Origin of the sequence: Pinisolibacter aquiterrae, assembly GCF_019160155.1 — a bacterium.
GTDB classification, from domain to species: Bacteria; Pseudomonadota; Alphaproteobacteria; order Rhizobiales; family Ancalomicrobiaceae; genus Pinisolibacter; species Pinisolibacter aquiterrae.
Genome location: NZ_JAFNIH010000030.1, coordinates 94,805 through 120,726, shown reverse-complemented (window position 1 = coordinate 120,726; position 25,922 = coordinate 94,805). Strand labels below are relative to the sequence as shown.

22 protein-coding genes are annotated in these 25,922 nt (G+C 69.6%); 20 read left to right on the top strand and 2 right to left on the bottom strand.

The window, feature by feature from the left end:
- Positions 1-8: 8 nt before the first annotated feature.
- Positions 9-965: an agmatinase gene (speB, locus tag J3S89_RS12485; protein ID WP_217927882.1), complete on the top strand. Its 957-nt coding sequence runs from the start codon at positions 9-11 to the stop codon at positions 963-965.
- A gap of 86 nt (positions 966-1,051) precedes the next feature.
- On the opposite strand, the gene J3S89_RS12480 is transcribed toward speB, so the two are convergent.
- The gene (locus J3S89_RS12480; RefSeq protein ID WP_217927881.1) at positions 1,052-1,939 is read right to left on the bottom strand and encodes a LysR family transcriptional regulator; all 888 of its coding nucleotides are present in this window, start codon (positions 1,937-1,939) and stop codon (positions 1,052-1,054) included.
- Positions 1,940-2,066: 127 nt separating this feature from the next.
- Between J3S89_RS12480 and J3S89_RS12475 the strand changes: the two genes are divergently transcribed.
- From J3S89_RS12475 to J3S89_RS12455, 5 genes are all read left to right on the top strand, one after another.
- Entirely contained in the window at positions 2,067-3,563 is a 1,497-nt protein-coding gene (locus J3S89_RS12475) for a CoA-acylating methylmalonate-semialdehyde dehydrogenase (protein ID WP_238481844.1), read from the top strand.
- Positions 3,564-3,706: 143 nt separating this feature from the next.
- On the top strand, positions 3,707-5,242 hold the full coding sequence (locus J3S89_RS12470) for a sigma 54-interacting transcriptional regulator (protein ID WP_217927880.1): 1,536 nt from the start codon (positions 3,707-3,709) through the stop codon (positions 5,240-5,242).
- A gap of 205 nt (positions 5,243-5,447) precedes the next feature.
- Positions 5,448-6,638 (top strand): alanine racemase, encoded by a 1,191-nt coding sequence (gene alr / locus J3S89_RS12465; protein ID WP_217927879.1) that lies wholly within the window; start codon positions 5,448-5,450, stop codon positions 6,636-6,638.
- 29 nt (positions 6,639-6,667) lie between these two features.
- Complete coding sequence (locus J3S89_RS12460; protein WP_217927878.1) at positions 6,668-7,924, top strand: D-amino acid dehydrogenase; 1,257 nt, start codon at positions 6,668-6,670, stop codon at positions 7,922-7,924.
- A gap of 136 nt (positions 7,925-8,060) precedes the next feature.
- Positions 8,061-8,435 carry a Rid family detoxifying hydrolase gene (locus J3S89_RS12455; protein ID WP_217927877.1) on the top strand — a complete coding sequence of 125 codons (375 nt, stop codon included), beginning with the start codon at positions 8,061-8,063 and terminating at the stop codon, positions 8,433-8,435.
- A gap of 72 nt (positions 8,436-8,507) precedes the next feature.
- Here the strand turns inward: J3S89_RS12455 and J3S89_RS12450 are convergent, their stop codons facing one another.
- Positions 8,508-9,470, bottom strand: coding sequence for a LysR family transcriptional regulator (locus J3S89_RS12450; protein WP_217927876.1), 963 nt, complete (start codon positions 9,468-9,470; stop codon positions 8,508-8,510).
- A 233-nt stretch (positions 9,471-9,703) separates the two neighbouring features.
- On the opposite strand from J3S89_RS12450, the gene J3S89_RS12445 reads away from it, so the two are divergent.
- The 14 genes from J3S89_RS12445 (at position 9,704) to J3S89_RS12380 (ending at position 25,922) form a co-directional block, all read left to right on the top strand.
- Positions 9,704-10,795 carry an ABC transporter ATP-binding protein gene (locus J3S89_RS12445; RefSeq protein WP_217927875.1) on the top strand — a complete coding sequence of 364 codons (1,092 nt, stop codon included), beginning with the start codon at positions 9,704-9,706 and terminating at the stop codon, positions 10,793-10,795.
- 43 nt (positions 10,796-10,838) lie between these two features.
- Positions 10,839-11,561, top strand: a complete 723-nt coding sequence (locus J3S89_RS12440; RefSeq protein WP_217927874.1) for an HAD-IA family hydrolase — start codon at positions 10,839-10,841, stop codon at positions 11,559-11,561.
- A 23-nt stretch (positions 11,562-11,584) separates the two neighbouring features.
- The gene (locus J3S89_RS12435; RefSeq protein WP_217927873.1) at positions 11,585-12,889 is read left to right on the top strand and encodes an NAD(P)/FAD-dependent oxidoreductase; all 1,305 of its coding nucleotides are present in this window, start codon (positions 11,585-11,587) and stop codon (positions 12,887-12,889) included.
- An 81-nt stretch (positions 12,890-12,970) separates the two neighbouring features.
- Positions 12,971-14,011 carry an ABC transporter substrate-binding protein gene (locus J3S89_RS12430; protein WP_217927872.1) on the top strand — a complete coding sequence of 347 codons (1,041 nt, stop codon included), beginning with the start codon at positions 12,971-12,973 and terminating at the stop codon, positions 14,009-14,011.
- A gap of 26 nt (positions 14,012-14,037) precedes the next feature.
- Positions 14,038-14,910, top strand: a complete 873-nt coding sequence (locus J3S89_RS12425; protein ID WP_217927871.1) for an ABC transporter permease — start codon at positions 14,038-14,040, stop codon at positions 14,908-14,910.
- Positions 14,911-14,912: 2 nt separating this feature from the next.
- Positions 14,913-15,707, top strand: coding sequence for an ABC transporter permease (locus J3S89_RS12420; protein ID WP_217927870.1), 795 nt, complete (start codon positions 14,913-14,915; stop codon positions 15,705-15,707).
- The gene (locus J3S89_RS12415) at positions 15,704-17,398 is read left to right on the top strand and encodes a GMC family oxidoreductase (RefSeq protein ID WP_217927869.1); all 1,695 of its coding nucleotides are present in this window, start codon (positions 15,704-15,706) and stop codon (positions 17,396-17,398) included. The genes J3S89_RS12420 and J3S89_RS12415 overlap by 4 nt, the downstream gene beginning before the upstream one ends.
- A 35-nt stretch (positions 17,399-17,433) precedes the next feature.
- Entirely contained in the window at positions 17,434-17,787 is a 354-nt protein-coding gene (locus J3S89_RS12410) for a cupin domain-containing protein (RefSeq protein WP_217927868.1), read from the top strand.
- 43 nt (positions 17,788-17,830) lie between these two features.
- The gene (locus J3S89_RS12405) at positions 17,831-18,757 is read left to right on the top strand and encodes a 2-hydroxyacid dehydrogenase (protein WP_217927867.1); all 927 of its coding nucleotides are present in this window, start codon (positions 17,831-17,833) and stop codon (positions 18,755-18,757) included.
- A gap of 11 nt (positions 18,758-18,768) precedes the next feature.
- A complete protein-coding gene (locus tag J3S89_RS12400) occupies positions 18,769-20,262 on the top strand; it encodes an NAD-dependent succinate-semialdehyde dehydrogenase (protein ID WP_217927866.1) in 1,494 nt (497 codons plus the stop codon).
- Positions 20,263-20,288: 26 nt separating this feature from the next.
- Positions 20,289-21,362: a tartrate dehydrogenase gene (locus J3S89_RS12395; protein WP_217927865.1), complete on the top strand. Its 1,074-nt coding sequence runs from the start codon at positions 20,289-20,291 to the stop codon at positions 21,360-21,362.
- Between the two features lie 106 nt (positions 21,363-21,468).
- Positions 21,469-22,668 carry a hypothetical protein gene (locus tag J3S89_RS12390; protein ID WP_217927864.1) on the top strand — a complete coding sequence of 400 codons (1,200 nt, stop codon included), beginning with the start codon at positions 21,469-21,471 and terminating at the stop codon, positions 22,666-22,668.
- A gap of 191 nt (positions 22,669-22,859) precedes the next feature.
- Positions 22,860-24,014, top strand: a complete 1,155-nt coding sequence (locus tag J3S89_RS12385; RefSeq protein ID WP_217927863.1) for a patatin-like phospholipase family protein — start codon at positions 22,860-22,862, stop codon at positions 24,012-24,014.
- 33 nt (positions 24,015-24,047) lie between these two features.
- Positions 24,048-25,922 carry a gluzincin family metallopeptidase gene (locus J3S89_RS12380; RefSeq protein ID WP_217927862.1) on the top strand — a complete coding sequence of 625 codons (1,875 nt, stop codon included), beginning with the start codon at positions 24,048-24,050 and terminating at the stop codon, positions 25,920-25,922.

Below are 25,922 nucleotides of genomic sequence, written 5' to 3'. Positions count from 1 at the left end.
GTCTCACGATGAACATCGCCGATCTTCAACCCGTCGACGCGGCCGTGGTGCCGCGCTTCGCAGGCATCGCTTCGTTCATGCGCCTGCCGGTGGTCGCCTCGCCGGCCGGGCTCGACATCGCGCTCTACGGCCTGCCCTGGGACGGCGGCACCACCAATCGCGCCGGCGCCCGTCACGGGCCGCGCGAGATCCGCAACCTGTCGAGCCTGATGCGCAGCGGCCATCACGTGACCGGGCTCGAGCCCTTCTCGGTGGTCAAGGTGGCCGACGTCGGCGACGTCTCGGTCAATCCGATCGATCTTCTCGACAGTCTGAAGCGGATCGAGGCGGGCGTCGCGGAAATCGTCGCGGCCGGCGCGATCCCGCTCGGGGCGGGCGGCGATCATCTCTGCACGCTGCCGGTCCTGCGCGCCGTCGCGAAGCATCGCCCGGTCGGGATGATCCATTTCGACGCCCATTCCGACACCAACGACACCTATTTCGGCGACAACCCCTATACCCACGGCACGCCCTTCCGCCGGGCGATCGAGGAGGGGTTGCTCGACCCGAAGCGGGTCGTCCAGATCGGCATTCGCGGCTCGATCTACGAGCGCGGCGAACATGCCTGGGCGCACGCGCAGGGCATCCGCATCGTCTACATGGAGGAGTTCACCGAGCGCGGTCCGGCGGCGGTGATCGAGGAGGCCAAGGCGATCGTCGGGACCGGCCCGACCTACGTCACCTTCGACGTCGACAGTCTCGACCCCTCGATGGCGCCGGGGACCGGCACGCCGGAGATCGGCGGCATCACCACCCGCGAGGCGCAGCTGATGTTGCGCCGGCTCCAGGGCCTCGACATCGTCGGCGCCGACGTGGTCGAGGTGGCCCCGCCCTTCGACGTCCAGGGGATGACCGCGCTGGTCGGCGCGACGATGATGTTCGAGCTGCTCTGCGTCATCGCCGCGAACAAAGTCGCGGAAGGCTGACGGCGGGCGCCGTCCGACGCTCGGGCGGCGCTCCCATGACGGCACTCCCATGACGGCGCGAGGCGGGCTCCCGCCTCGCCGCCCGCTCAATCGGGGAGGAAGCGCGCGCGCTCCTCGCGGAAGCGGCGCGCCAGGAAGTCGCGGCAGGCGGTGATGCGGCGCAGCGCATGCGTATCGGGGTGCGCCAGCAGGTGATAGCTGCGGCGAAAGACGACGTCCGGCAGCACCCGTACGAGATCGCCGGCATCGCGCACCGCGAAATCGTGGAGGATGCCGATGCCCACCCCGGCCTTCACCGCCTCCATCTGACCGACCACGCCGGCACAGCGGAACATCCGCCCGGCGTGGCGCTCCAGCGTGCCGACATAATCGAGCGAGGAGGCATAGGCGTAGTCCTCGACGCCGGTGACGATCGTGTGCGCGGCGAGATCGGCGACGGCCGCCGGCGCGCCGCAGCGCTCGAGATAGGCGCGCGCGACGTAGACGTGGAGCGAATAGTCGCCGAGGCGCGAGATCATCAGCCGCCCCTCGGTCGGCGGATCGAGGCAGATCGCCAGATCCGCCTCGCGCTTCGACAATGAGAAGCTGCGCGGCAGCGGCACCAATTCGATCACCAGATCCGGGTGATCGGCGGCGAAGCGGCCGAGTTCGGCGGCGAGGAAATAGTTCCCGAGCCCGTCCGGCGCGCCGATCCGCACCGTTCCGGAGATCGAGGTCTCGGTCTCGCGGGTGGCGTCGAGGACGGCGAGCATCTCGGTCTCGATCCGCTCGGCCGCCGGCAGCAGGCGCTCGCCGGCCTGGGTCAACACCGATCCGGCGGGACGGCGATCGAACAGGCGGCAGCCGAGCGAGGTTTCGAGCGCGTCGAGACGGCGCGCGACGGTGGCGTGATTGAGCCCGAGCCGGGTGGCGGCGGCGAGCATCTGGCCGCTGCGCGCAACCGCCAGGAAGACCCTGAGATGATCCCAATCCATTGTTCGATTTCCGCACATCCATTGCGGTGGATCTGAAATTGCTGTGCATCTTTCGATAAAGCAAGATCGCCCGATCCACAACGGCCCCCGCGCTCGCGGGACCGGAACGCCACGGCGAGGAACGAGCATGATCGAGACCATCCCCCACTTCATCGGCGGCCGCCGCGTCGCCGGCACCGGCCGCTCGGCCGCCGTCTTCGATCCGGCGACGGGGAAGCAGACGGGATCGGTCGCGCTCGCCTCGGGGGCGGACGTGCGCGCCGCGGTCGAGGCCGCCGCCGCCGCCGCGCCGGCCTGGGCGGAGACGACGCCGCTGAAGCGCGCCCGCATCCTCAACGCCTTCCTCCGGATCGCCGAGGATCGCATCGACCAGCTCGCCCGCGTCATCACCGCCGAGCACGGCAAGGTTCATTCCGACGCGATCGGCGAGATCCAGCGCGGCCTCGAGGTGGTGGAATTCGCCACCGGCGCGCCGAGCCTTCTGAAGAGCGAGATCACCGAGAGCGTCGGCACCCGCGTCGACAGCCACGCGCTGCGCCAGCCGCTCGGCGTCGTCGCCGGCATCACCCCGTTCAACTTCCCGGCGATGGTGCCGATGTGGATGTTCCCGGTGGCGCTCGCCTGCGGCAACACCTTCGTGCTGAAGCCCTCGGAGCGCGACCCGTCGGCCGCGATCCTGCTCGGCGAATGGCTGAAGGAGGCGGGGCTGCCCGACGGCGTCTTCAACGTCGTCAACGGCGACAAGGAGGCGGTCGACGCGCTCCTCGCCGATCCGGACGTGCAGGCGATCTCCTTCGTCGGCTCGACCCCGATCGCGCGCTACATCTACGAGACCGCGGCGAAGACCGGCAAGCGCTGCCAGGCCCTCGGCGGCGCCAAGAACCACATGATCGTCATGCCCGACGCCGATCTCGATCAGGCCGTCGACGCGCTGATGGGCGCCGCCTACGGCTCGGCCGGCGAGCGCTGCATGGCGATCTCGGTCGCGGTGCCGGTCGGAGAAGCGACCGCCGACGCGCTGATGGCCAAGCTCGCGCCGCGCGTGCGCGCCCTCAAGGTCGGTCCCGGCACCGATCCGGAGAGCGAGATGGGGCCGCTCGTCACCGCGCAGCATCGCGACAAGGTGGTCGGCTACATCGACGCGGGCGTCGCGGAAGGCGCCGAACTCGTCGTCGACGGGCGCGGCCAGAGCCTCCAGGGCTACGAGGGCGGCTATTACGTCGGCGGCACGCTGTTCGACCGGGTCACCCCGGACATGACCATCTACAAGGAAGAGATCTTCGGACCCGTCCTGTCGGTGGTGCGCGCGCCCGACTACGCGACGGCGGCCAAGCTCATCAACGAGCACGAATTCGGCAACGGCACCGCGATCTTCACCCGCGACGGCGACGCCGCGCGCGAATTCGCCCATTCGATCAAGGTCGGCATGGTCGGCATCAATGTGCCGATCCCGGTGCCGATGGCGTTCCACTCCTTCGGCGGCTGGAAAGCGTCGCTCTTCGGCGACCATCACATGCACGGGCCGGAGGGCGTGCGCTTCTATACGAAGCTCAAGACCATCACCACCCGTTGGCCGACCGGCATCCGCGCCGGCGCCGAATTCGTCATGCCGACGATGAAGTGACGATCCCGGGGCGAACGCGGGGCTCCCCCTCGCCTTCGCCCTTGGGAGAACCGACGAGGTCGGTCTATTCTCAGAAGGACTGGACGCGGTTCGCCGGCCCGAGGGCCGACGGGCCGCGTTCGAACGCGTTCGATCGAGACATCATGCGCATAGACGTCGTCTTTCACGACCGGGTCGGCATCGCCCACGAGATCCTCGCGGTTCTGGCGGAGCGACGCCTCAACGTCACCGCCGTCGAGGTCGCGCCGCCGCACGTCTTCGTCGACGCGCCCGATCTCGCCGAGGAGGCGTGGGTCGATCTGCGCGAGGCGCTGCTGGCGGTCGCCGGCACGCGCTCGGCGGCGCGCGTCGACATTCTGCCGGGCTCGCGCGACCGGCTGCATCTCGAGGCGCTGCTCTCGGCGATGGCCGATCCGGTGCTGCTGCTCGATGCCGACGGCACGATTCTCGTCGCCAATGCCGCGACCGTCGCGGTGTCGCGGCGGCGGGCGGAGGAGATCGGCGGGCTCGCGCTCGGCGATCTCTTCGCCGACGCCCGGCTCCAGGTCGAGCTGGTGCGTTCGGGCTTTCGGTCGGCGCCGCGCGAGGCGATGCTCGGCGGGGTGCCGTTCCAGCTCGACGTCGTCCCGGTCTTCGACGACGGGGTTCCGGCCGGAGGCGTCGTGACGCTCCTGTCGCCGCACCGGCTCGGCGAACACATTCGCGGCCTCCAGAGCCTGCCCGAACGCGGGCTCGAGGCGATCCTCGGCGCGTCCCCGGCGATCCAATCGCTGAAGAAACGCGCCGCCCGCGTCGCCGACGTCGACGCGCCGATCCTGATCCTCGGCGAGACCGGCACCGGCAAGGAACTCGTCGCCCAGGCCTGCCATCAGATGAGCCGGCGCTCGAAGGCGCCGTTTCTGGCGCTGAACTGCGCGGCGGTGCCGGAGAACCTCGCCGAGAGCGAGCTCTTCGGCTATGCCTCCGGGGCCTTCTCGGGCGCGGAGCGCGGCGGCAAGCCGGGGCTCCTCGAACTCGCCGACAAGGGCACCGTCTTCCTCGACGAGATCGGCGAGATGTCGCCCTATCTCCAATCGAAACTGTTGCGCTTCCTCAACGACGGATCGTTCCGCCGGGTCGGTGGCGATCGCGAGAGCCGGGTCGACGTGCGCATCGTCTCGGCGACCCACCGCGATCTCGCCGCGATGGTCGCCGCCGGGACCTTCCGCGAGGATCTCTGGTATCGGCTCAACGTGTTGCGGCTCGAGCTGCCGCCCTTGCGCGAGCGCGGCGACGACATCGTCCGGCTCGCCCGCCACTTCGTCGCCCGCGCCTCGGCCCAATGCCGGCGCGCCGAGCCGAGGCTGTCGCCGGCGGCGGAGGCCGAACTCCTCGCCCAGCTCTGGCCCGGCAACGTGCGCCAGCTCGAGAACGTGATCTTCCGCGCCGTGACCATGTCCGATCAGCCGGTGCTGGAGCCGGCCGATCTCCTCCAGGCGGGCAGCCCCGCCGATCTCGGCGGGCCGGTGATCGAGGGCGAGATCGACGATTGGGACGGCGCGATCCGCGATTTCGAGAAGGCGCTCCTGGTGCGGCTGCTGCCGCAGTTCCCGTCGAGCCGCAAACTCGCGGCGCGTCTCAGGGTCTCGCACACCACCATCGCCGACCGGCTGCGGCGCTACGGCCTGACGAAGGCGTAAGCAGTTTCGAACGACGTACGAAATTTCTTACAATAGGCTTTCGGCGCTGGTTTCATTGGGATTTTTCATCGATCCTGCGCCGATCGTAAGGAATTTCGTACGATCGGCCAGCCACACCGAATCATCTCTTTGTATTCGTTGACTTTTTCGATTGGCACGATCCGTGCGGACGAGACGCCGTCCCGCCGCCGAACGGATCGAAGCCATGACGAAGCCCCTGCCCCGCCTCCCCCTTGCCGCGACGCGCGCCGACACGGCCGCGACCTTCGAGATCGGCGCCTCTGCGCCGCGCGCCGGGATCGGGGCGATCCTCGACGTCGATCTCGACGCGATCGTCGCCAATTGGCGGCTGCTCTCGGCGACCGCCGGCGGGGTTCCCGCCGCTGCCGTGGTCAAGGCCGACGCCTATGGGCTCGGCGCCGCGCCGGTCGCCGCCGCTCTGGCGCGGGCGGGCTGCGCGCATTTCTTCGTCGCCCATCTCGAGGAGGCGATCGCGCTGCGCGCCGCCGTTCCGGGCGCGACCGTCTACGTGCTGCACGGTTTGGCGCGCGGGGCGGAGGCGGCGATGCGGGCGCACGACCTCACCCCGGTGCTCTCCACGCTCGATCAGATCGCCGCGTGGCACGACGAGGCAGAGCGGGTGGGCGAGCGCCTGCCGGCGGCGCTCCACCTCGACACCGGCATGACCCGGCTCGGCCTCTCGGAAGCGGAGGTCGAGACCCTCGCGGCCGAGCCCACGCGGCTCGCCGGCCTCGATCTCAACCTCGTCCTCAGCCATCTCGCCTCGGCCGAGGAGCCAGAGAACCCGTCGAACGAGCGCCAACGCGCGACCTTCGAGCGGCTCCGGGCGCGGCTTCCGAAGGCCAAGGCCTCCTTCGCCAATTCCTCGGGCGTGTTCCTCGGCGCGCCCTGGCATTTCGATCTCCTGCGCCCCGGTGCCGCGCTCTACGGCGTCGCGCCGCGCGCCGACGCGCCCAATCCGCTGATGTCGGTGGTGCGCCTCTCGGCGCGGGTGCTGCGCCTCGCCGATCTCCCGGCCGTCGTCCCGGTCGGCTACGGCGGACGCTTCGTCACCTCCCGCCCGACCCGCATCGCCACCGTCTCGGTCGGCTATGCCGACGGGTTCCTTCGCGCGCTCGCGGGCAAGGCCAACGCCGGTTTCGCCGGGGTGAAGCTGCCGATCGTCGGGGCGGTGTCGATGGACATGATCACCGTCGACGTCTCCGCGCTCGCCGAAGGCGCGCTCCGCGAGGGCGACTTCGTCGACGTGATCGGCGGCCATGCCGACGACATCGACCGGCTGGCGCGGGCCGCCGGCACCATCGGCTACGAGATCCTGACCTCGCTCGGCGCGCGCTACCAGCGCCGCTGGATCTCCCACCTCTCCGCATTCTGACTCGATCGTCTTTTCGAAGGATCACGCCCATGAAGGTCATCGTTCTCGGCAGCGGCGTCGTCGGCACCACGACCGCCTGGTATCTCGCCCGTGCCGGACACGAGGTCGAGGTGATCGACCGCCAGCCGGCCCCGGCGCTGGAGACGAGCTTCGCCAATGCCGGCGAAGTCTCGCCCGGCTATTCCTCGCCCTGGGCGGCGCCGGGCATTCCGTGGAAGGCGGTCAAGTGGATGTTCGCGCCGCATGCGCCGCTGGTGATCCGGCCGAAGCTCGACGCCGCCATGTGGAAATGGATGGCGCAGATGCTCGGCAACTGCACCGCCTCGGCCTATGCCACCAACAAGGCGCGCATGGTGCGCATCGCCGAATACAGCCGCGACGTCCTCAAGGACCTGCGCGCGGAGACCGGCATCGCCTATGACGACCGTTCGCGCGGCACGCTCGAGGTGTTCCGCACCCAGAAGCAGATCGACGGCATCGCCGCCGACCTCAAGGTGCTCGAATCCTTCGGCGTGCCCTACGAGGTGCTCGACCGGGCCGGCTGCATCGCCGCCGAGCCGGCGCTGGCGCGGGTCGGCGAGAAGATCCTGGGCGGCCTGCGACTGCCCGGCGACGAGACCGGCGACTGTTTCCTCTTCACCCAGCGCCTCGCCGCGCTCTCCGAGAGTGCCGGCGTCGCCTTCCGCTTCGGCGTCGACATCCGCTCGCTCGTCACCACGGGCGACCGGGTGACCGGCGTCGCCACTTCCGCCGGCACCTTCCAGGCGGACGCCGTGGTGGTGGCGCTCGGCAGCTATTCGCCGCATCTCCTCAAGCCGCTCGGCCTCTCCCTGCCGGTCTATCCGGTCAAGGGTTATTCGCTGACGCTGCCGATCGTCGACGCCGAGGCCGCCCCGGTCTCCACCGTCATGGACGAGGCGCACAAGGTGGCGATCACCCGGCTCGGCGATCGCATCCGCGTCGCCGGCATGGCGGAGATCTGCGGCTTCGATCTCGAGCTGCGCGATGCCCGCCGCGCCACCATCGCCCATGTGGTCTCCGACCTCTTCCCCGCCGGCGGCGATCTCTCCAAGGCCGAATTCTGGTGCGGGCTGCGGCCGATGACGCCGGACGGAACGCCGGTGATCGGCGCCACCGGCCGTCCCGGCCTCTTCCTCAACACCGGCCACGGCACGCTCGGCTGGACCATGGCCTGCGGTTCGGCCAAGCTCCTCGCCGACATCGTGTCGCAGAAGGCGCCGGAGATCTCCACCGAAGGGCTCGGCATCGAACGTTACGCCGCCTGAGCGGGATCGCCTTCGGCCGGCGCGATGCGACGAGCCGGCCGACGCGCCCCGCGCCCGAGGGGGCGATCACCTCGACCTTCCTCGACCACCATGTTAGATACCCATCGCAATCGCTTCGAAAACCGAGAGAAAAGCCATGAAGATCGTCGCCACCGCCGCCGCTCCCGCCGCCATCGGCCCCTACAGCCAGGGCATCGTCGTCGGCGAGCTGTTCTTCTCCTCCGGACAGATCCCGCTGAACCTTTCCGGCGAGATCGTCGGCACCGACATCGAGAGCCAGGCGGCGCAGGTCTTCACCAATCTGCGCGCGGTTCTCGCCGGCGCCGGCTCGTCGATGGACAAGGTCGTCAAGGCGACCGTGTTCATGAAGGATCTCGCCGACTTCGGCCGTCTCAACGCGGTCTACGCGGAAGCCTTCGGCAGCCATGCGCCGGCGCGCTCCTGCGTCGAGGTCGCCCGCCTGCCGCGCGACGTTCTCGTCGAGATCGAGGTCGTGGCCAAGGTCGGCTGAGCGCCGACCGCCCGATCCTCCCATCGACCGCCGTCCATCATGACGCGCCTCGGGCGACCGCCTCGGGGCGCGTCATGCGTTCGGGGCCGCCGCCGCCCGGTCGAGACCGAGATCGGGATAACGCGCGGCGACCTCGGCGACGTCCTCGCGCATGCGTTCGATCATCCAGTCGCGCACCCCGTCGACGACGGCGCGACGGGGTTTGTCGCGGCTGCGGACGAGATGGCAGAGGCGGCCGGTGGTCATCAGTTGCGAGCCGGCCGGGACCAGCGCGCCGGTGCGCAGCCAGTGGGCCACCACGTTGAGCCAGCCGAGCGCCACGCCCTGACCGAGAAGCGCCGCCTGAACCACGATCGCGTAATCGGAAAAGATCATCGATCCGGTGCCGGCCCCGGCATCGCCGGGAAAGAAGAGATGCGACCAATCCGGCTGCGCCTCGCTGAGGTTGATCAGCGTCTCGACCTCCTCGCGCGCGCCGGTGAGCGAACGGCGCTGGCCGTCGCGATAGCCGGGGCTGCAGATCGGCACCAGGATTTCCGGCATGACGAAGGTCGCGACGTGATGGTCGTCGGGGCCGTCGACGAAGCGCATGCCGAGGTCGACGTCGTCGACCGGGCCCGACAGGGCCGAGGTGATCAATTGGAAGCGCAGCTCGACGGTCGGATACTCCCGCTTCAGCTCCGCCATGCGCGGCATCATCCAATGGGTGGTGAAGGCGGTGGAGACGGAGAGCGTGACCGTCTCGAGGCCGGTCTTGCGGTCCTCGATCTCGCGCAGCGCATGTTCGATGCCCGAAAACCCGCGCGAGATCGCCTCGAAGAGAAGCCTTCCGGCTTCGGTCAACGTTACACCGCCCGGCAGACGCTCGAACAGGGACGTGCCGAGATGGTCCTCGAGGCGCCCGATCATGCGGCTGACGGCGGCCGGCGTGACGTTCAATTCGGCCGCGGCGCGCGCGAAGGTCCCGCAGCGGGCGGCAGCCTCGAAGGTGAAGAAGCCGTTCATCGACGGAAGGGCGGAACGGAGCCTACGCATTTACATGATGTAACCGGCTCTCAAGTTTTTTTCAATTGCGTGAAAGCGGAATAGCTGGTCATCTGAACATCGAAGAGAGACAGTACTTCGATCCGAATTGACAATACGTTCGCCGGCAGTCTCTCGATGCGGTTGCATAGAGTGGACAGTTCCTCGACGACGTGTGAGCAGCTCCGACGACAGGCCCCGTCGATTCAGTCGACCGGCGTTCGTTTTCTCGAATGGAAAGCCCGATGGTCAAATCGACGCAGCAAGAAAACTTCGGAGTTTCGATTCGTTCGGCGACGAAGACCTATGGAGACTTTCGGGCGCTCGACGACGTCAGTCTGGAGGTGCGACCCGGCGAATTCGTGTCGATCCTCGGCCCCTCGGGCTCGGGCAAGACCACGTTTCTCGGCATTCTCGGCGGGTTCGTCCAGCCGAGCTCGGGGCGGATCCTGCTCGGCGAGCGCGACATCACCTTCGAGCCGCCGCACAAGCGCAACATCGGCATCGTCTTCCAGAACTACGCGCTGTTTCCGCACATGAGCGTGGCGGAAAACGTCGTCTTCCCCCTCAGGGCGCGGCGCCTGCCGAAGTCGGAATGGCCGGCGAAGCTCGCGGCGGCGCTCGACATGGTGGAACTCGGCGGCTACGGCGCCCGGCGCATCGACGAGCTCTCCGGCGGTCAGCGCCAACGGGTCGCCCTCGCCCGCGCGATGATCTTCGAGCCCGGCCTGATCCTGATGGACGAGCCCTTGTCGGCCCTCGACAAGCAGCTGCGCGAGACCATGCAGATCGAGCTGAAGCATCTCCATCGCAAGCTCGCCGCGACGATCATCTACGTCACCCACGATCAGCGCGAGGCGCTGACGATGAGCGACCGGATCGCCATCATGAACAAGGGGCGGATCGTCCAGATCGACACGCCCGAGCGGCTGCACGACAACCCCGCCGATTCCTTCGTCGCCGGATTCATCGGCGAGGCGACGCTGTTGCCGGTGACCCGCGTCGACGAGCGCACGGTGATGCTCGGCGATCGGCGCCTCGTCTCGACGCGGGCGGTTCCGCACAACCTGTCGCTGTTCCTGGTCGTTCATTCGGAGAAGCTCACCGTCGAGCCGGACGAGGGCGCCGAGGGCGCCAACCTCCTCTCCGGCGTGGTCGACGAGGTCCTCTATCAGGGCGAGAGCCTCCGCCTCTTCGTCACCCTCTCCGGCGGCGGGCGCGTCAGCCTGCGTCTGCCGAGCAACCATCACGGCCGCACCCTGCTCAAACAGCCGGGCGAGCGGATCGTCGTTCGCCTCCACCCCGACGACACCGTCGTCGTGCCCGAGGCGCCGTGACCCACCCTCCCCCCGAGGCCCATCCTCAGAGGACCCCAAGCAGATGAAGCTCACCAACTTCAAGGTCATGACCTTCGACGTCGTCGGCACCCTGATCGACTTCGAGACCGGCATCCTCACCTCGATCCGCGCGCTGGGCGGCGACAAGGCGAAGGCGGCCTCCGACGACGAGATCTTCGAGCCCTACAAGCGCGGCCGCGACAAGTTCTACGGGCGCTCCTCCTTCGCCATGAAGGACGTCTATCTGTCGCTCGCAGCCGAGACCGGCTTCGTCGCCGACGACGCCACCGCCGACGCGTTCCAGCTCGCGGTGTTGCGCTGGCCGGCCTTCGCCGACAGCGTCGAGGCGCTCGCCCGGCTGCGCAAGACCTTCCGTCTCGTCGCCATGACCAACGCCGACCGCACCGCCTTCTCCGCCTATTCGGCGACGCTCGGCAATCCGTTCCACGACAGCGTCACCTGCGACGAGGCCGGCTGCGCCAAGCCCGACCCGCGCTTCTTCGCCTTCAACAAGGGGCGCCAGTCGGGGCTCGGCTTCAAGCAGTCGGAGATCCTGCACGTGGCCCAGAGCCAGCACCACGACATCGGCGTCGCCAAGGCGGAGGGCTACACCACCTGCTGGATCGAGCGGCGCCAGGGTCAGCAGGGCTTCGGCGGCACGCCGGCGCCGAAGGTCGTGACCACGCCCGACTACCACTTCTCCAGCCTGAAGCAGCTCGCCGACGCCGTCGACGCCGAACTCGCCGCCGAGCGCTCCGCCGCCTGACCCGCCGGGAAGGACCCCACGCCATGGCCTCCGCCGATCCACGTCCCGACGTCGCCTCGCTCTGGCAGGCGACGGCCGTGCCCCGCCCGCCCGTGATCCGCCTCGCGGGCGACGCGACCTGCGACGTCGTCGTGATCGGCGGCGGCTACACCGGCCTCTCGACCGCGAAATATCTCGCCGAACGCGGCCTCGCGCCGATCGTGGTCGAAGCCAACCGTATCGGCTGGGGCGCGAGCGGGCGCACCGGGGGCGTCGTCTCCGGCAAGTTCCGCGTCGGCTTCCGCGACATCGCCGCCCGTCACGGGCTCGAGACGGCGCGGCGGATGCACGATCTCGGCATCGAGGCGATCGAGCACGTCGGCCGGCTGGTCGAGGACTACGGCATCGACGCCGCCGACCACCGCGCCACCGGCTCGCTGCGCTGCGCCTACAACGCCTTCACCTTCGAGGCGTTGAAGGAGGAGGCGGCGTGGCTGCGCGAGGCGCTCGGCGACGACGCGGTCTCGATCCTCTCCGCCGAGGCGGTGGCGGGGGAGACCGGCGCGCGCGACTTCGTCGGCGGCATGCTCAACCGCCACGGCGGCGTGATCCATCCGCTGAACTTCGTCTTCGGCTTCGCGAACGGCATCCGCGCCGCCGGCATCCCGGTCTACGACGAGACCCCGGTGACGCGTTTCCGCCGCGAGGGCGACGGCGTGCTGGTGGAGACCCCGCACGGTGTGATCACCGCGCGCCAGGTGGTGATCGCCACCAATTCCTATTCGGAGATCACGGCGGCGACCGCCCCCGTGCGCTCCTCGATCATCCCGTTCCGATCGGCGATGATCGCCACCGCCCCGCTCGCGGGGACGGCGGCGGCCGGGCTTCTTTCGACCGGCCGCAGCTACACCGAGACCCGGCGCATGATGCGCTGGTTCCGCAAGTCCGGCGATCGGCTGCTCTACGGCGGTCGCGGCGCCTTCGGCAAGGACGATTCGGCAGCGGCCTTCTGGGCGCTCGAGACCGCCATGGTGCGCCAGTTTCCCGAGCTCGAGGGCGTCGCGGTGACCCACCGCTGGTCGGGGCTCGTCGCCATGACCCTCGACAGCCTGCCGCACGTCGGCCGGCTCGACGACCGGGTGGTCTATTCGGTCGGCTACAACGGCACCGGCGTCGCCCTGTCGTCGGGCATCGGCCGCCACGTCGCGGCGATCGTCGCCGGGGAGAGCCCGGACCTCGGCCTTCTCACCGCCACCTCTCTGCAACGCATCCCCTTCTACGGGCTGCGCGAACCCGCCGTCCGGCTCGTCGCCGGCTGGTACCAGTTTCTGGACGCGATCGGGCGCTGAACGGCACCGTCCCGACCCACGAGGCAGGAAAGACAAGCCCCACCCACCGAACGAATGGCCCTCGGGCCGAGGAGAACAGAAATGCGCGTGACCCTCTCCCTCGCGATGATCACCACGTCTCTCGTCGCTTTCTCCGCAGGCACGGCCTCGGCCGAGCAGATCACCTTCGTCTCACAGGGCGGTGCCTATCAGGAGGCTCAGACCAAGGCGATCCTCGATCCGGTCGCCAAGTTGCTCGGCATCACCGTCGACCAGGACAGCGCCCCCGACGCCTGGCCGGTCGTCAAGACCCAGACCGCCACCGGCAAGCCGATCTGGGACGTGATCGACACGCCGACCAAGGACTGCGTGCGCGGCGGCGAGCAGGGCATGATCGAGAAGCTCGACTTCTCCCAGATCCCCAACGCCGCCTCGATGCCGGCCGCCTACAAGACCCCCTATTCGGTCGCCTACGAGTTCTATTCGTCGGTTCTCGCCTTCAACAAGAAGAAGTTCGGCGACAAGGGTCCGCAGACCTGGGCCGACTTCTGGGACGTGAAGACGTTCCCGGGCACGCGCGCGCTGCGCAACCATCCGCTGGCGACCATGGAGGCGGCGCTGCTCGCCGACGGGGTTCCCGCCGACAAGCTCTATCCGCTCGACGTCGATCGCGCCTTCAAGAAGCTCGAGGAGATCAAGCCGCACGTCACGGTGTGGTGGACCTCGGGCGCGCAGTCGGCCCAGCTCCTCGCCGACGGCGAGGTCGACATGGAGATGGCGTGGAACGGTCGCGTCTCCGCCGTCGCCAAGGAGGGGGCGCCGGTCGGCTTCACCTACAATCAGGGCTTCCTGCAGTTCACCTCGCTCTGCATCGTGAAGGGCGCGCCGAACCTCGCCACCGCGGTCAAGTTCGTCAATGCCGCCATGACGCCGGAGATCCAGGCGAACTTCCCCGCCTACATCGACTACGGCCCCGGCAACCCGGCCGCCTATGCCACCGGCAAGATCTCCAAGGAACGCGCGGCGCAGATGCCGAGCTCGCCGGAGAACGCGGCCAAGCAGGTGCTGGTCTCGACCGAATGGTGGAGCTCGCCGGCGGGTGAAGAGGCGCAGAAGCGCTGGGCGGCCTTCATCCAGAAGTGATCCGAGGATCGGAAGGGAGGCAGTCCATGTCGTCGACGTCCATCGATCCGTCGCGCGCCCACGAAAGCCGCGAGCGACGCCTCACCCTCATGCTCCTGGCCCCGGCCCTGAGCGTGGTGGTGGCCCTGCTGGTGGTGCCGCTGTGTTGGCTGGTGTGGCAGTCCGTCCGGCAGGACGGCGGCTTCACCCTGGCGCACTACGCCCGGTTCCTGCACGACGACGTCTATTGGATGGCCTTCCTTCAGACCTTCCGCATCGCCTTCGTGGTGACGGCGGCGACGGTTCTGCTCGGCTATCCCGTCGCCTATCTGGCGGCGGGGTCGTCGCGGCGGACGAGCCTCCTGATCCTCGCCATGGTGGTGCTGCCGTTCTGGACCAGCGTGCTGGTGCGCGCCTACGCTTGGCTGATCCTCCTGCAGCGGCGCGGGCTGGTGAACGGGGCGCTGAGCGATCTCGGCGTGATCGATCACCCGCTGATCCTCGTCAACAACGAGTTCGGCACGGTGATCGCGACGATCCACATCCTGCTGCCGTTCATGGTTCTGCCGCTCTACGCGACCATGCAGAAGATCCCTCGGGAACTCACCATGGCCGGCGCCAGCCTCGGCGGCACGCCGCTGCACGTGTTCCTCAGGGTGTTCCTGCCCTTGTCCCTGCCGGGCGTCGTCGCCGGCATGGTGCTGGTCTTCGTGTTGACGCTCGGCTTCTACATCACGCCGGAACTGCTCGGCGGCGGGCGGACCTACATGGTTTCGATGTTGGTGTCGCGCAACATCGAACTCTACAACGAATGGGGCGCGGCCTCCTCGATCAGCATCGTCCTGCTGCTCTGCGTCTTCGCGATCTTCCGCCTCGCGAGCCTCCTCATCCCGTTCGAACGCATCATGGGGGCGCGTTGATCATGAAGTCGGGCAAGATCCTTCTCGTCACCCTGGTGGTGCTGATCCTGGCGTGGCTGATGATCCCGGTGGTGATCATCGTGCCGATGTCCTTCTCGGGCGCGCGCTTCCTCGCCTTCCCGCCGCCGTCGTGGTCGACGCGCTGGTACGAGGCCTATCTCGCCAATCCCGGCTGGATGCAGGCGACCCGCGTCAGCCTGACGCTCGCCGTGTCGAGCGCCGCCATCGCCACGGTGATGGGCACGGCCGCCGCCTACGCGCTCAACATGAGCACGTCGAAATGGGTGCGCAACCTCCAGGTGATCCTGATGTTGCCGCTGGTGGTGCCGATCGTCATCACCGCCGTCGGGGTGTTCCTGGTCTATGCCAACGTCGGCCTGCTCGCGACGATGACCGGGCTGATCCTCGCCAACGTCATGCTGGGGCTGCCCTATGTGGTGACGTCGGTGCTGGTGGGCCTGCGCAAGTTCGATCCCGTCCAGGAGATGGTGTCGCGCAGTCTCGGCATGAACCGGCTCCGCACCTTCTTCGTGGTGGTGCTGCCGCAGATCCGGGCGAGCGTGATCTCGGGCCTCCTCTTCGCCTTCATCTCGGCGCTCGACGAGACGGTGGTGGCGCTCTTCATCTCCGGCGGCCAGTACCAGACCCTCACCAAGCGGATGTTCACGGCGCTGCGCGACGAGATCGACCCGACCATCGCCGCGATCAGCACCCTCCTCACCGCCGTCTCGTTCCTGATGGTGATCCTGGTCTCGCTCTCGGCCCGCGCCGAGACCAAGAAGAGTGCCGAGGCATGAAGACCGACGTCCTCGTGCTCGGCGGCGGGTCCGCCGGCTGCGTGCTCGCCGCGCGGCTCTCCGAACGCGCCTCCCGCGAGGTGATGCTGGTCGAGGCGGGCCGCGACATCTCGCCCGCGACCGCGCCCGACGCGGTGCGCGCCCGCTATCCCGGCCGCGCCTATCTCGACACGCGCAACATCTGGAACACGCTCACGGCGGCGATGGGGCGCACCCGCGCGGGACGCCCGGCGGCGCGGCGCTACGAACAGGCCCGGCTCCTCGGCGGCGGCTCGGCGATCAACGCGCTGATGGCCAATCGCGGCGCGCCCTCCGACTACGACGAATGGGAGGCGCTCGGCGCCGAGGGCTGGACCTGGGAGGCGTGCCTGCCGGTGTTCCGGGCGATCGAGGCGGACCGCGATCTCGACGGGCCCTCGCACGGGCGCGACGGGCCGATCGTGGTGCGGCGGACCTCCGACGCCGCGCTCTCGCCCTTCGTCGACCGGATGATGAAGACCCTCGACCGGCGGGGTCATCCGATCCGCGCCGATCAGAACGGTCCGTGGGAGGACGGCACCTTTCGCGGCGTCGTGGCGATCTCGGATGCCGGCGAGCGACAACCGACCTCCTTCGTCTACCTGACCGAGGCGGTGCGGCGCCGGCCCAATCTGCGCATCGCGACCGAGCACGTCGCCGAGCGTCTGCTCTTCGACGGCCGCCGCGTGGTCGGCGCCCGTCTGATCGGGCCGGACGGGCGCGCCTTCGACGTCTCCGCGAAGGAGGTCGTGCTCACGGCCGGCGCGATCCACACGCCGACGCTGTTGCTGCGCTCGGGGATCGGGCCGGCGGCGGAGGTGGCGGCGACGGGGCTCGCGGTCGTCCACGACCTTCCCGGCGTCGGGCGCAATCTGATGGAACATCCCTCGATCGCGGTCGCCTGCTGGCTGCCGCCGGCCGCCCGCGCGCGCGACCCGGACGAACACCACGAACAGGCGATCTGGCGCTTCTCCTCCGGCCTCCCCGACATGCCGGTCGGCGACATGCACGGCGCGATCCTGTCGCGGGCGGGTTGGCATTCGGTCGGGCGGCGCACCGGCAGCCTGTTCTTCTGGGTCAACAAGTCCCATTCGCGCGGGTCTCTCCGGCTCGTCTCGGCCGATCCGAGGCACGAGCCGGAGGTCGACTTCCGCATGTTGAGCGACGAGCGCGACCTCCTGCGGCTGAAACAGGCGCTGCGGATGGGGGCCGAGGCGCTGCTCGATCCGCACATGGACGGGTTCCGCGACGCGGTCTTTCCGGCGAGCTACACGCCGCGCGTGGCGAAGATCGCGGCGCCCGGCGTCTGGAACGCGGTCCAGCGCGGGCTCCTCTCCGGCCTTCTCGACGTCGCCGGGCCGCTGCGGCCGGCGCTGGTGCACGGCGTCGTGACGCTCGGCACCACGCTCGCCGGGCTCCTCGCCGACGACGAGCGGCTGACCGACTTCGTGCGCGCCAACGTCGGCTGCACCTGGCATCCCTCCGGCACCGCCCGCATGGGCCGCGCCGACGACCCCGCCGCCGTCACCTCGCCGACCGGCCGGGTCCACGGCATCGAGGGCCTGCGCGTCGCCGACGCCTCGCTGATGCCCTCGATCCCGCGCGCCAACACCAACATGCCGACGATCATGATCGCCGAGCGCATCGCCGCCTTCCTCGACGAAGGCCGCTGAGCCACCCTCTCCCCCCACCTCTTCCGGAGTCTCCCATGAGCCGTCTCGTCGCCTTCGATCCGAACGACCCGGGCACACCCACCGTCAGCAAGGCGCTGCCCGAGCGGCTGCTCGAGGGCGACCCGACCTATCGCACCTGGGAACTCGATTCGGTCGACGACGGCCGCATCCGCGCCGGCCTCTGGGAGGCGACCCCGGGGCGAACCCGCTCGATCAAGGGCATCAGCTGGGAGTGGTGCACGCTGCTCTCCGGCGTCGTGGTGATCACCGAGGACGGCGGAGAACCGCGCCGTTTCACCGCCGGTGACACCTTCGTATTGCAGCCCGGCTTCGTCGGCACTTGGGAGACGGTCGAGACGGTGCGTAAGCTGTGGGTGATCGTCTCCTGACGATCGTCGCGCCGTCCCGCGCGCTCATCACCCGAGAGGTTTCATGGCACTGCTCTACAAAGCCGATCCGACCCGTGGCGAAATCTGGAAGCGCGTCCTCGCGGACCGCGCGCCCGATCTCGAGGTGCGCCTGTGGCCGGAAGTCGGGGATCCCCGCGACATCCGCCTGCTGCTCGCCTGGGAGCCGCCGGAGGATCCGATCGCGGCCTTTCCCAATCTCGAGATGATCCTCTCCGTCAGCGCCGGGGTGGATCAGTTCGACTTCTCCCGCATCCCGCCCGAAGTCCCGGTCGTGCGCATGCTCGATCCGAACATCGTCGAGGGAATGGTCTCCTATGTCGCCATGGCGGTCCTGGCGCTCCATCGCGACCTGCCGACCTACATCGACGCGCGCGCCGAGGGCCGGTGGCACCAGATCCTCAATCGGCCGGCGGCGGAGCGGCGGATCGGCATTCTCGGGGCCGGGCGTCTCGGAAGCGCGGTTCTCGCGGCGCTGGCGCCGTTCGGCTTTCCGCTGGCGGTGTGGGCCCGGACGCCGCGCGAGATGGCGGGCGCCGAGGTCTTCGTCGGCGCCGACGGGCTCGACGCGTTCCTGGCGCGCACCGACATTCTGGTCTGCCTCCTGCCGCTGACCGAGGAGACGCGCGGCATTCTCGGCGCCGCGACCTTCTCCCGGCTGCCGGAGGGGGCGAGCATCGTCAACGTCGGGCGCGGCGGCCATCTCGTCACCGCCGATCTCGTCGCCGCGCTCGATGAGGGCCGGCTCTCGGCGGCGATCCTCGACGTCGCCGATGCCGAGCCGCCGCCGCCGGATCATCCGTTCTGGACGCATCCCCGCATCCTCCTCACCCCGCACATCGCCAGCCACACCCGCCCGGAGACCGCCGTCGACGCGGTTCTCGACGCCATCCGCCGCCACCGTGCCGGCGAGACGCCGATCGGCCTCGTCTCGCGCGACCGCGGCTATTGAAGGACAGGATCATGACCCGCTCGCTCTCGCCGCTCCGCCTCGACGACCCGGACCTGCTGCGCCGGTCCGCCCTGATCGGCGGCGTCTGGTCCGATGCCGACGACGGCGCGACGCTCGACGTCGAGGACCCCGCCACCGGCGCGGTCGTCGGCACGGTCCCGGCCTGCGGCGCGGCCGAGACGCGGCGGGCGATCGAGGCGGCGGCGGCGGCGTTTCCGGCGTGGCGGCGCACCCCGGCGGGCGAGCGGGCGCGCCTCCTCGAACGCTGGAACGATCTCATCCTCGCGGTCGCCCCCGACCTCGCCCGGATCATGACCGCCGAACAGGGCAAGCCGCTCGGCGAGGCCGAGGGCGAGGTGCGCTACGGCGCCTCCTTCGTGAAGTGGTTCGCCGAGGAGGCGCGGCGCGTCTACGGTCACACCGTCCCCGCGCCCACCGCCGACCGGCGCATCCTGGTGCTCGAGGAGCCGATCGGCGTCACCGCGGCGATCACGCCGTGGAACTTCCCGATCGCCATGATCACCCGCAAGGCGGGGCCGGCGCTGGCCGCCGGCTGCACCATGGTGATCAAGCCGTCGGAGCTGACGCCCTTCTCGGCGCTGGCGATCGCGCGGCTCGCCGAACGGGCCGGGATCCCGGCCGGGGTGATCTCGGTGGTGACGGGGCTTCCGGTGGCGATCGGCGACGAGCTGACCGCCAACCCGATCGTGCGCAAGATCTCCTTCACCGGCTCGACCCGGGTCGGCGCCCATCTGATGCGCGCCTCGGCCGGAACGCTGAAGAAGCTCAGCCTGGAACTCGGCGGCAACGCGCCCTTCATCGTCTTCGACGACGCCGATCTCGACATCGCGGTCGAGGGCGCCATGGCCTCGAAGTTCCGCAACGCCGGCCAGACCTGCGTCTGCGCCAACCGCATCCTGGTCCAGTCCGGCATCCACGACGCCTTCGTCGCCCGGCTCGCCGAAAAGGTCGCGGCGCAGACGATGGGGCCGGGCACGCGCGCCGGCGTCACCATCGGTCCGCTGATCAACGCCGCCGCCACCGCCAAGGTGCGCGCCCATGTCGAGGACGCGCTCGCCAAGGGGGCGGCCGTCGCCGCCCGGGTCGCGGACGAGGGCGATCCCGTCCGTTTCGCCGCGCCGATGGTCCTCACCGGCGCGACCACCGACATGATGATCGCCAACGAGGAGACCTTCGGCCCGGTCGCGCCGATCTTCCGCTTCGAGACCGAGGCGGAGGCGATCGCGATCGCCAACGGCACGCCCTTCGGCCTCGCCGCCTATTTCTACACCGAGGATCTCCACCGCGCCTGGCGGGTCGGCGAGGCGCTCGAATTCGGCATGGTCGGGCTCAACACCGGCTCGGTCTCGATGGAGGTCGCCCCCTTCGGCGGCCTCAAACAGTCGGGCCTCGGCCGCGAGGGGGGCTCGCTCGGCATCGCCGAATATCTCGAGCCCAAGGCCTTTCACATGGGCGGGCTGAAGCTCGCCCCAGTCGGGCGCTGAGCGCCGGCGCCACAGGAGACGACCCCATGACCGCACGACGTCACCGCATCGCCGTCATCCCCGGCGACGGCATCGGCAAGGAAGTGATGCCGGAGGGCATCCGCGTGCTCGAGAAGGCCGCGGCGCTCCACGGTTTCGAGATCGAGCAGACCTGGCACGACTTCGCCTCCTGCGACTGGTACGCGCGCCACGGCGCGATGATGCCGGAGGATTGGAAGGAGCGGATCGGCGCGGTCGACGCGATCTTCTTCGGCGCCGTCGGCTGGCCCGAGACGGTGCCCGATCACGTCTCGCTGTGGGGCTCGCTCCTCCAGTTCCGGCGCGAATACGACCAATACGTCAATCTGCGCCCGGTGCGGCTGATGCCGGGCGTGCCCTCGCCGCTCGCCGGCCGCAAGCCCGGCGACATCGACTTCTGGGTCGTGCGCGAGAACACCGAGGGCGAATACACCTCGATCGGCGGGCGGATGTATCCCGGCACGCCGCGCGAGATCGTGATCCAGGAGACGGTCATGTCGCGCCACGGCATCGACCGGGTCCTGAAATACGCCTTCGAGCTGGCGCGGTCGCGGCCGAAGAAGCACCTCACCTCGGCGACCAAGTCGAACGGGGTGGCGATCTCGATGCCCTATTGGGACGAGCGGGTGGAGGCGATGCGCGCCGCCTATCCCGACATCCGCACCGACAAGTACCACATCGACATTCTGACGGCGCAGTTCGTGCTCCATCCCGATCGTTTCGACGTGGTGGTCGCCTCCAATCTCTTCGGCGACATCCTCTCCGACCTCGGCCCGGCGTGCACCGGCACGATCGGCATCGCCCCTTCCGGCAACATCAACCCCGACCGCACCCATCCCTCGCTGTTCGAGCCCGTGCACGGATCGGCGCCGGACATCGCCGGGCGCGGCATCGCCAATCCGATCGGGCAGATCTGGTCGGCGGCGATGATGCTCGAGCATCTCGGCGAGGCGAAGGCCGCCGCCTCGATCCTCAGGGCGATCGAGCGGGTGTTGGTCGAGCCGAACGCCCGCACCGCCGACGTCGGCGGCCGCGCCGACACGGTCGGCTGCGGCAAGGCGATCACCGACGCGCTCGGCTGACGCCCCGTCTCCCGGGTCGACCACCCATCCGGAGTGGTACCCCATGGACGCCACACCCGATTTCGTGCTCAATCGCGACGACGCGTGCGAGCGACGAGGGACGGGGATGAGCTGGGCCAGGAAGTCGAAGACCGTCGCCGTCGCGCGGCCCGTCACCGGCCATTCCGGTCCGCAGGAGCGGCCGAACCCGGTGCTCGGCCGGGCGCCGGAGACGCGGTTTCTGACCTTCGGTCCGGCGGCCTTGTTCGGCGCGGTGGCGCGCTGTTCGCTTCGCCGGTCCATCCCGCCGGAGCTGGCGGCCCTCGAACGGCGCGCGGCGGAGGCGCGCATCGCGCATCACGTCGACGACACCTCGTCCGAGTTCTTCCTCCTCGACGGCGTCCGCGCCTACAAGGACTCCGATCGGAGCCATTTCGGTGGCGCGGTCGCCGCCGGTCTCGCCTATCTCTTCATGATCGCCGAGGGCCACGTCTGGGCCGACCATTTCGAGAACCAGACGCCCAAGGGCGATCCGAAGACCCGGCCCGGCCCGGACTTCGTCTTCGCGAGCCTCGGTACGCGCGAGGTTGCGTTGGTCGAGTCCAAGGGCACGACCAGCCTCGGCGCCGCCGCCTTCGACCGCACCGTGGCCAAGGGGTACACGCGACAGGTCGAACCGCATCTCGGTCATCGCGTGGGGAGCGGCATCGCCAGCCACGGGTTCGCGGTCGGATCGCGCATGATCCCCGGATCCTCGGCGCCGCCGGCGGAGGCGGAGATGGTCGTGCATCACACGCGGCCGAAGCGGTCCTTCTTCGGAGGCACGTCCGACATGCCCCCGCCGCAGATCGTCACCGCCGGCTCCGTCGTCGTGGGAAACTACGCGACCGTTCTCGATCTCGTGTTCGGACCGGGACAGGGCGAACCCTTGCGGCGGGGCGAGCCGGTCGACCTCCCTTACGACGTGGTCGAATGGCGCGGCGAGCGTTGGATCGTTCCGCGGGCCGAGAGCGACACCGATGCGTCGATGAGGGCGGAGAACATGGCAGACGTGGAGCGCTGGCGTTTCGCGCTTCACGAGGCGACCGCCCTCGAGGTGTTCGCGCGCGCGGGTGGGGCGGGCTCGGGCGACTGGGACGGATTTCGGCCCGACGGCGCGGTCACGCGTCTCGCCGATGGGCGGGACTCGATCCGATCGGGAGTCTTCCCGGACGGGCTCGCGGTCCTCGCCCGCGAGGAGATCCATCCGCACGGCCGTGGCGGTGGACCGCACGACCCCGCCCCGGAGCCGCCGCGTCTCCGCGAGATGGGCGCCGCGGAGGGGTGAGGCGACGGGGCTCGGGCGCACGGCCCCGTTTCGCCGGGAGCGAGAATGGCGCTTGCGCGATCTAATCGATTGTGTAGCATACTCCCCACACGCCTCGGTTTGTCCCACCCGGCTCGGCCGGAGGAGATCCACGCGGCGGCGAACGACCGGGGACGAGCCTCTCCGGCGGGAGGAACGAGCGGGAGGGTGTCATGGCCGTCTCATCGCAGCTCGACGATACCGATCGACCCCGCGCCGGCATCGGCCTCTGCCTTTCGGGCGGCGGCTATCGCGCCATGGTCTTCCATCTGGGCACGCTCATCCGCATCGACGAGGCCGGGCTTCTCGGCAAGCTCGCGCGCATCTCCAGCGTCTCCGGCGGGTCGATCACCGCAGCCCATCTCGGTCTGAGGTGGAAGCGGCTGAACTTCGACGCGAGCGGCCGGGCGACCGGGCTCGGCGCCGTCGTCGCCGACGTCCGGCGGATGGCGTCGACCAACATCGACGCCGGCGCCATCATCGGCGGCATTCTGTTGCCCGGTTCGATCTCCGACCGGGTCGCGGACGCCTATGCCGACACGCTCTACGGCGACGCGACCCTGCAGGACCTGCCCGACGACAGCGACGGCAAGGCGCCCTTCTTCGTGCTCAACGCGAGCAACGTGCAGACGGCGGCGTTGTGGCGCTTCACCCGCCGCTACATGGGGGATTATCGGGTCGGCCTGGTGCCCCGGCCGACGACGCGGCTCGCGCTCGCGGTCGCGGCCTCCTCGGCCTTCCCGCCGGTGCTGTCGCCGCTCGAAATGACCGTGGCTCAGGCCTACGACCCGAACGTCCCGGCGGATCTGACCGGGCCGGAGTTCCGCCGCCGGGTGGTGCTCAGCGACGGCGGCGTCTACGACAATCTCGGTCTCGAGACCGTGTTCAAGTCGTGCGAGACGGTGCTCGTCTCCGATGCCGGGCAGAAGATCGAGCCGGAGGCGGATCCGAAGGACGATTGGGTCCGCCATTCCGTGCGCATCATGACCATCTCCGACGATCAGGTCCGCAGCCTGCGCAAGCGCCATCTGATCGAGGCCTATCGGAGCGGCGAGGTGACCGGCGCCTATTGGGGCATCCGGACCCGATATGCCGATTATCCGCTCGCCACCGACCCGCTCGGCTGCGCCGGACGCGATCCGACCCGGCTCGCGGCGATCCCGACGCGGCTGGCGGCGATGCCGGACGCCGAGCAGAACGCCCTGATCAATTGGGGTTACGCGGTCACCGACGCGGCGCTGCGCGCCCATTTCGGTCCCGCGCTCCAGGCGCGCCACGGCGTGACCATCACCGATCCGAAAGGCTTTCCCTGCCCCGGCGAATACTGAGACCGGGCAGGGTCGCGAGGGGAGGACGATCCCATGCCGGCACCCGGTTCGCGCCCGCCGACCCCGTCGGTCTTGCCGTTTCGGCGCCTCAGGATCTACGCCTTCGACCCGTCGGCCTCGCTCGACCTGCAATTGGCGGTCGTCAACGAGGCGACCGTCCAGATCGGCGGCGAGGCGCTCGAACCGGGGCCGATCGGCGAATATCTCGAGGTGGTCGACGTCGATCCGGCCTCCGGCGGTTTCTATGCCCCGGTCGACCTCGACGATCCCGTGCTCCTCGTCCAGAACGGCGCCGCGCCGTCGGAAGGCAATCCGAAGTTCCACCAGCAGATGGTCTATGCGGTGGCGATGACGACCATCCGCAACTTCGAACGGGCTCTCGGCCGCAAGGTGCTGTGGGCACCCCGTATCGACCGCGACGAAAAGCAACGCTACGTCGGTCGGTTGCGGATCTATCCTCATGCGCTGCGTGAGGCCAATGCCTATTACAGCCCCGACCGGAAGGCGCTGCTCTTCGGCTATTTCCGCGCCTCGCGGACCCGGCCGGGGCACAATCTGCCCGGCGGCCTCGTCTTCACCTGCCTCTCGCACGACGTCATCGCCCACGAGACGACGCATGCCATCCTCGACGGCATGCATCGACGCTACATCGATGCGAGCAACGTCGACATGCCGGCCTTCCACGAGGGGTTCGCCGACATCGTCGCGTTGTTCCAGCACTTCACCCTCGCCGACGCGCTGCGCCAGCAGATCGAGCAGACCCGCGGCGATCTCGGCCGGCGGTCGGTGCTGAGCGGGCTCGCCCGGCAGTTCGGCGAGGCGATCGGTCACTACGGGGCGCTCCGCGAGGCGATCGACGACCTCGACCCGGCGACCGGCCTGCCCGATCCGACCCGGCTCGCGGCGACCTCGGAGCCGCACGACCGTGGCGCCATTCTGGTGGCGGCGGTGTTCGACGCCTTCGTGACGATCTATCGCTCGCGCGTCGCCGACCTCCTCAGGCTCGTCACCGGCGACGGCGGGCGCTTTCCCGATCGCGATCTCCACCCCGATCTCGTCGCCCGTCTCACGGCGGAGGCGGTCAAGACGGCGGGGCACGTGCTGCGGATCACGATCCGCGCGCTCGACTATCTGCCGCCCGTCGACGTCACCTTCGGCGACTATCTGAGGGCGCTGATCACCGCCGACCACGACCTCGTCGCCGACGACGATCGCGGCTACCGCATCGCCTTCATCGAGGCGTTCCGGCGGCGGGGGATCTTCCCCAAGGGGTGCCGGTCGCTCTCGATCGAGAACCTCCTGTGGGAGCCGTTGGAGACGCAGATCGATCTCGGCGATCTCCTGAAGCGACCGTTCGGCCACGAGGAGGCGCGCGAGCGACTGTTCGAGGACGCGCGGGCGCGCGCCTTCCGGCTCCAGCGCCACATCCTCGACAATCGGGAGAAGATCGGCGACGACGCCGCCCGCGCCATCGGCCTGCGCCTCGACGACGCCGCGCCGAAGACGATCCGGCGGCGGCGCGACGACGGCCGTCCGCAGGTCGAGGTCCATTCGGTGCGGCTCGCCGACCGGGTCGGGCCGGACGGGCAGCGCGAGCCGCAGGTCGTGATCGAGATCGCCCAGGAGCGCCGGGCCTATCGCAGCGCCGAGCTCCAGGCGGAGATGGACGCGGTCGGCCGCAAGCCCGGGGTGCGTCCCGACTTCGTCTTCCGGGGCGGGGCGACGCTGATCGTCGACATCCGCACGCGCCGGATCCGCTACGCGATCGTCAAGTCGATCGACAGCGCCGCCCGCCTCGAGGCGGAGCGCCAGTTCCGCTTCGGCGGCGCGGCGGAGGCGCTGGGGGCGACCTATTTCGGCGCCGAGCGGCAACGCGAACCCTTCGCCTTCCTTCATCGCATGCTCTGA

Excerpts from the sequence above, each read along its gene's own strand:
- J3S89_RS12410 (WP_217927868.1), top strand. The coding sequence starts at position 17,434 with ATGAGCCGTCTCGTCGCCTTCGATCCGAACGACCCGGGCACACCCACC.
- J3S89_RS12405 (WP_217927867.1), top strand. The coding sequence starts at position 17,831 with ATGGCACTGCTCTACAAAGCCGATCCGACCCGTGGCGAAATCTGGAAG.
- J3S89_RS12395 (WP_217927865.1), top strand. The coding sequence starts at position 20,289 with ATGACCGCACGACGTCACCGCATCGCCGTCATCCCCGGCGACGGCATC.
- J3S89_RS12390 (WP_217927864.1), top strand. The coding sequence starts at position 21,469 with ATGAGCTGGGCCAGGAAGTCGAAGACCGTCGCCGTCGCGCGGCCCGTC.
- J3S89_RS12415 (WP_217927869.1), top strand. The coding sequence starts at position 15,704 with ATGAAGACCGACGTCCTCGTGCTCGGCGGCGGGTCCGCCGGCTGCGTG.
- J3S89_RS12460 (WP_217927878.1), top strand. The coding sequence starts at position 6,668 with ATGAAGGTCATCGTTCTCGGCAGCGGCGTCGTCGGCACCACGACCGCC.
- J3S89_RS12445 (WP_217927875.1), top strand. The coding sequence starts at position 9,704 with ATGGTCAAATCGACGCAGCAAGAAAACTTCGGAGTTTCGATTCGTTCG.
- J3S89_RS12420 (WP_217927870.1), top strand. The coding sequence starts at position 14,913 with ATGAAGTCGGGCAAGATCCTTCTCGTCACCCTGGTGGTGCTGATCCTG.
- J3S89_RS12475 (WP_238481844.1), top strand. The coding sequence starts at position 2,067 with ATGATCGAGACCATCCCCCACTTCATCGGCGGCCGCCGCGTCGCCGGC.
- J3S89_RS12430 (WP_217927872.1), top strand. The coding sequence starts at position 12,971 with ATGCGCGTGACCCTCTCCCTCGCGATGATCACCACGTCTCTCGTCGCT.
- J3S89_RS12440 (WP_217927874.1), top strand. The coding sequence starts at position 10,839 with ATGAAGCTCACCAACTTCAAGGTCATGACCTTCGACGTCGTCGGCACC.
- speB (WP_217927882.1), top strand. The coding sequence starts at position 9 with ATGAACATCGCCGATCTTCAACCCGTCGACGCGGCCGTGGTGCCGCGC.
- J3S89_RS12470 (WP_217927880.1), top strand. The coding sequence starts at position 3,707 with ATGCGCATAGACGTCGTCTTTCACGACCGGGTCGGCATCGCCCACGAG.
- J3S89_RS12455 (WP_217927877.1), top strand. The coding sequence starts at position 8,061 with ATGAAGATCGTCGCCACCGCCGCCGCTCCCGCCGCCATCGGCCCCTAC.
- J3S89_RS12450 (WP_217927876.1), bottom strand. The coding sequence starts at position 9,470 with ATGCGTAGGCTCCGTTCCGCCCTTCCGTCGATGAACGGCTTCTTCACC.
- J3S89_RS12380 (WP_217927862.1), top strand. The coding sequence starts at position 24,048 with ATGCCGGCACCCGGTTCGCGCCCGCCGACCCCGTCGGTCTTGCCGTTT.
- J3S89_RS12385 (WP_217927863.1), top strand. The coding sequence starts at position 22,860 with ATGGCCGTCTCATCGCAGCTCGACGATACCGATCGACCCCGCGCCGGC.
- alr (WP_217927879.1), top strand. The coding sequence starts at position 5,448 with ATGACGAAGCCCCTGCCCCGCCTCCCCCTTGCCGCGACGCGCGCCGAC.
- J3S89_RS12480 (WP_217927881.1), bottom strand. The coding sequence starts at position 1,939 with ATGGATTGGGATCATCTCAGGGTCTTCCTGGCGGTTGCGCGCAGCGGC.
- J3S89_RS12435 (WP_217927873.1), top strand. The coding sequence starts at position 11,585 with ATGGCCTCCGCCGATCCACGTCCCGACGTCGCCTCGCTCTGGCAGGCG.
- J3S89_RS12400 (WP_217927866.1), top strand. The coding sequence starts at position 18,769 with ATGACCCGCTCGCTCTCGCCGCTCCGCCTCGACGACCCGGACCTGCTG.
- J3S89_RS12425 (WP_217927871.1), top strand. The coding sequence starts at position 14,038 with ATGTCGTCGACGTCCATCGATCCGTCGCGCGCCCACGAAAGCCGCGAG.